The organism is Candidatus Cloacimonadota bacterium, assembly GCA_011372345.1.
Taxonomy (GTDB): Bacteria; Cloacimonadota; Cloacimonadia; order Cloacimonadales; family TCS61; genus DRTC01.
The window spans coordinates 1-3,949 of record DRTC01000677.1; the positions used below are offsets into that span (position 1 = coordinate 1).

3 protein-coding genes are annotated in these 3,949 nt (G+C 34.2%); all 3 read right to left on the minus strand.

The window, feature by feature from the left end:
* A partial coding sequence (gene lepB, locus ENL20_12985; protein ID HHE39463.1) for a signal peptidase I occupies positions 1 to 368 on the minus strand: 368 nt, incomplete at its 3' end.
* A gap of 138 nt (positions 369 to 506) precedes the next feature.
* On the minus strand, positions 507 to 1,193 hold the full coding sequence (locus tag ENL20_12990) for a ribonuclease PH (protein HHE39464.1): 687 nt from the start codon (positions 1,191 to 1,193) through the stop codon (positions 507 to 509).
* A 41-nt stretch (positions 1,194 to 1,234) separates the two neighbouring features.
* On the minus strand, positions 1,235 to 3,949 hold a 2,715-nt coding region (locus tag ENL20_12995; GenBank protein ID HHE39465.1), incomplete at its 5' end, for a hypothetical protein.

The window sequence follows — 3,949 nt, forward strand, 5'->3', positions numbered from 1 at the left end:
ATCACTCTTTTCACAACATTTTTCTTTTCCTGCCATTTGAAGCCCCATTTTTCCTTGTTCCAATAAAGAGGTCCAACGAGCCTGGCATAATTTTCCGAAGGTTGAGGATAGGTTGGATCAGCAGGACTTTTAAATGTTACAATATCTTCCCGCTGCGGATCTGTAAAAAAATATTTCAATTTATTAGCGATCAGATAATCACCGATGAGAAGACTTTTTTCCATCGATGAAGAAGGGATTTTAAAGTTTTGAAGGGTATAATTTTTTATCGGAAAAACGATCACAAAAGCAAACAAGATCGCTTCTATCCACCCCTGAATTGCTGGAATTTTCCTTTTTACAGGTTTCGGTTTATTTTTTTTGAACATACTCTTTCCTAAAATTTTTTTGGAACTTTCTCCGGAAACAGCGTTATAGTGTCAAGAACAAAACTTTCCGAAGCTTACCCCGAAGATATTCTCACAAATGAGATTCGGAAAGTTACTTCGATCGATCTTTCCGCAAAGTTACACAAGTTCCTTTTGCTTTCTGATCAATTGCCTGATTCCTTTTTTTGCCAACCTTAACATAATTTTCAACTGCTCGTCAGAAAACGGTTTTTCCTCTGCAGTTCCTTGAATTTCAACAAATTTCCCGGATTCCGTCATGACCACATTCATATCGACTTCCGCCTGTGAATCCTGTTCATAAGATAGATCGAGAACAGGTTCTCCAGCGGTTATTCCCACACTGATAGCTGCGATCCATTCCTGTAACGGATTCTTCTCTATTTTGTTACTTGCGATCATTTTCCGAAAAGCATCATTAAGAGCAACGCAAGCTCCGGTTATGGAAGCTGTTCTCGTCCCACCATCTGCCTGGATAACATCACAATCGATCAATATTGTAAATCCATCGAGAATTCTCAAATCCACAACCGAACGCAAAGAACGACCGATCAATCTCTGGATTTCAGCTGTCCTGCCGCTGATCTTTCCTCTCGCTGCTTCCCGATTCATTCTTGTATTCGTACTGCGTGGAAGCATTCCGTATTCCGCTGTGATCCAACCTTGTTCTTTTCCTGACAAAAACGGCGGAACTCCTTCCTGGACTGTTGCTGTGCAGATCACTTTTGTATTTCCGGTTTCGATCAGGACCGAACCTTCGGGATGTTTTAGATAATTCCTGATTATTTTCGTTTTTCTTTTTTTCATAAAAATCCTTTAGCCACGAATTAACACGAATATACACGAATTTATATTAATAATTTCAACCCATATTCTTCCAGAATCTCTTTTGCCATCTGTTCTGCTTCTGCCCAATTATGAAGTTTCTGTTGGGCATTTGCTTCTAATTGTTCTCTTAATAATGAAATATAATTTTTATAATTTTCCAATGTCTTTTTTACAATATTTTCGTCTTTGGGAATCTTTAATCTGCGAACATCAGATTTTGCCAGAATGACTGCAAATTCTGCAACTTCAATATTTTCTGTTGTGAATATCTCTTCATTTTCTTCATCAAGCAAAGTGCAAATATGCATAAACTCATCAATATGAAGTTCTTTCCCGCTGGTATTATAAACTTCTGTTTCTACACTTTCATAATCATGACCCAGCTTTGCATCCGTATAAAAATCTTCAGGGAATTTTTTGATTTTGTTCCCAATTATTTCGTTTACTACAGATTTCTTAACTTCATTATAAGAGATTTTGATTTTCTGTTTTTTCTTTTTCTTTCGCATTTTTGGTAATTCAAGACGCTCTTTCACCATCTCAGTTAATCCTTCATAAATGCGGGGAAGATATTCATCGGGATTTAAACCGAGTGCTTTCAGAACTGCTTTATCAAGCTCCTGACGATCTTTAAGTTTCACTTCTTCTGAAATTGATTTTATTTTTCTTTTAAATAGTTTTAAATTATCTACATTAAAATCCTCTAATTTTTCAAAATTTAATGAAATACACTCTTCAATTGCATCTTTACCATTATCAATTAATCCATCTCCAAGATTAACTCTGCTTGCTATTTCTAAAAATAAATATTGCAAGGTTGAATTTATATAATTCATTGTTTTTTTATTTAATTTAAAAAAATCAATTTCGTACAATCTATTATTAGTTGCAATTTCTATTTCATTAGCTAAGAAAAAGAATCTATCGTTAATTCCTTTTGAAGCAATAACTTTAGAAAATTTATTATTAGTTAATCCCCACCAATATTTCCTGCCCTGAACCGAAGGAACTTCAGTCCATAATTTATTATCTTTTGTTCTTTGCGTTTCACCCCATTCAATATATTTTAAAGTGTTTAAATGGTTTGCTTTTTTTAATTCTGCTTTGCTTTTGTTACAGATAAAAATCAGGTTTTTCAATTTTTTGGGATCAATGATAATACTATCAGATTCTTTCGGGCTTTTGATGACCTGCTTCAAATATTTGCTTTCAATTTTCCCTTTCCAACCTCTGCTATTTTCACAAAGAATTGTTTTTTCCTTTTTATTTTCTTCAATTGGTTTGAGATAAAAGAAGTCATTAATTCCGGTCGTTACACCTCTTTTAACATCCGCGATTTCTTTTAGTGGAATGAGTTTATCTTTGCATTTTCCCAGAATTTCAAAATAGACATCGGGTGCTCGCAGGTATTTTCCCCATTTGGAAAATTCATTCTGTGTTTCAATTTCTTTAGGCAGTTCCTTTTGTTCAATTAACCTGATACGCATCTGTTCGTTCTCAAAAGAGGAAATTTTATCATCGATCTTTTCAGATTTATATTGAGCAGATTCTATAGTATTTACGATTCCATCAATTCTTCGCCAACGGTTATTAGATTCGACTTTCAGATTTCTTTCCGGAATCAATTTTTCTAATTTTTTCTTAAGTTTTACAAAGTGAACAAGATTATTATCTCGTTTCTTTTCATCATCACATTTTTCCAGAACCGTGAACACAGTATTCACAGCCGCATCGTCAAACCAGGGTTCAGCCCAGGAAGCAACTATCATCTTAATTTTGAAATGGTCTAAAAAGAATTTTTTGAGAACAGAACCATAAGCGACATCCAACCAGGAATTGGAAGTGATGATGGCAAATGAACCGGTTTTATTTAAAAGAGTTGCAGAATGAATAAAAATATATGTGTAAATATCTGCCTGTCCGGATAGTTTTAGTTCCACAAATTGATTTTTTAACCAGTGGTTTATAGTTTTCTTTTTTTCTGCTTCTGTTTGATTTAAGAAATTTTCAAATTGTTTATCGGTAATATGATTTATTTTAAACAATTTCGGATAATCTGCGAGGTATTCATAAGCCAACAATTTGGTAAGAGTTTGTTTATACCCTTGAACATTTCTTTCAATCAATTCCTGTCTGATATAAGGGAAGTTCCCGATAAGACCATAAAATTCAGGAATTTTTATTTTAACTTTGTTGTATCTCTGATTGTAATTCACATTATTCGGAGGAAATTCGATTTTCTGTCCGGCAGAAATTTCAAAAATATCTTTATGAATAATGCGGGGAAAATTTTCAAAATTACCCGGAGATTGCCTGAATAAATTTATTGTGGAGAGTTCAGCGGGGAATTTACCAATATCGATTCCCCAAATCCTGTTTAAAATTTCTTCGTGCTTCATTCTGTATCCGCTCAAGAATTGCAATCTATCATACAACCTGATCAGAAAAGTTCCTGAACCGCAAGTTGGATCTGCATATATTTTATCTTTATCATTCACAATCGTTGCAATGATCAAATCTACCAAGTCTTCACGAGTGAAATATTGTCCCAATTCGTGTCGTCTTTTCGGATCGATGATCTCTTCAAATAATTCACCGATAACATCTTCCGGTAACTCTCCGAAATTATAGATTTTCAAATGAGAAAATAATTCATTCAAAGCAGAATATGCTTCTTCCGGAATTCCCAGATCTTCAATCGGATCAGTTTCAAAAACTGCCTGCCAGTCAATTTC

Bases quoted from the DNA above. Each gene is read 5' to 3' on its own strand.
- ENL20_12990 (HHE39464.1), bottom strand. From the start codon at position 1,193: ATGAAAAAAAGAAAAACGAAAATAATCAGGAATTATCTAAAACATCCC.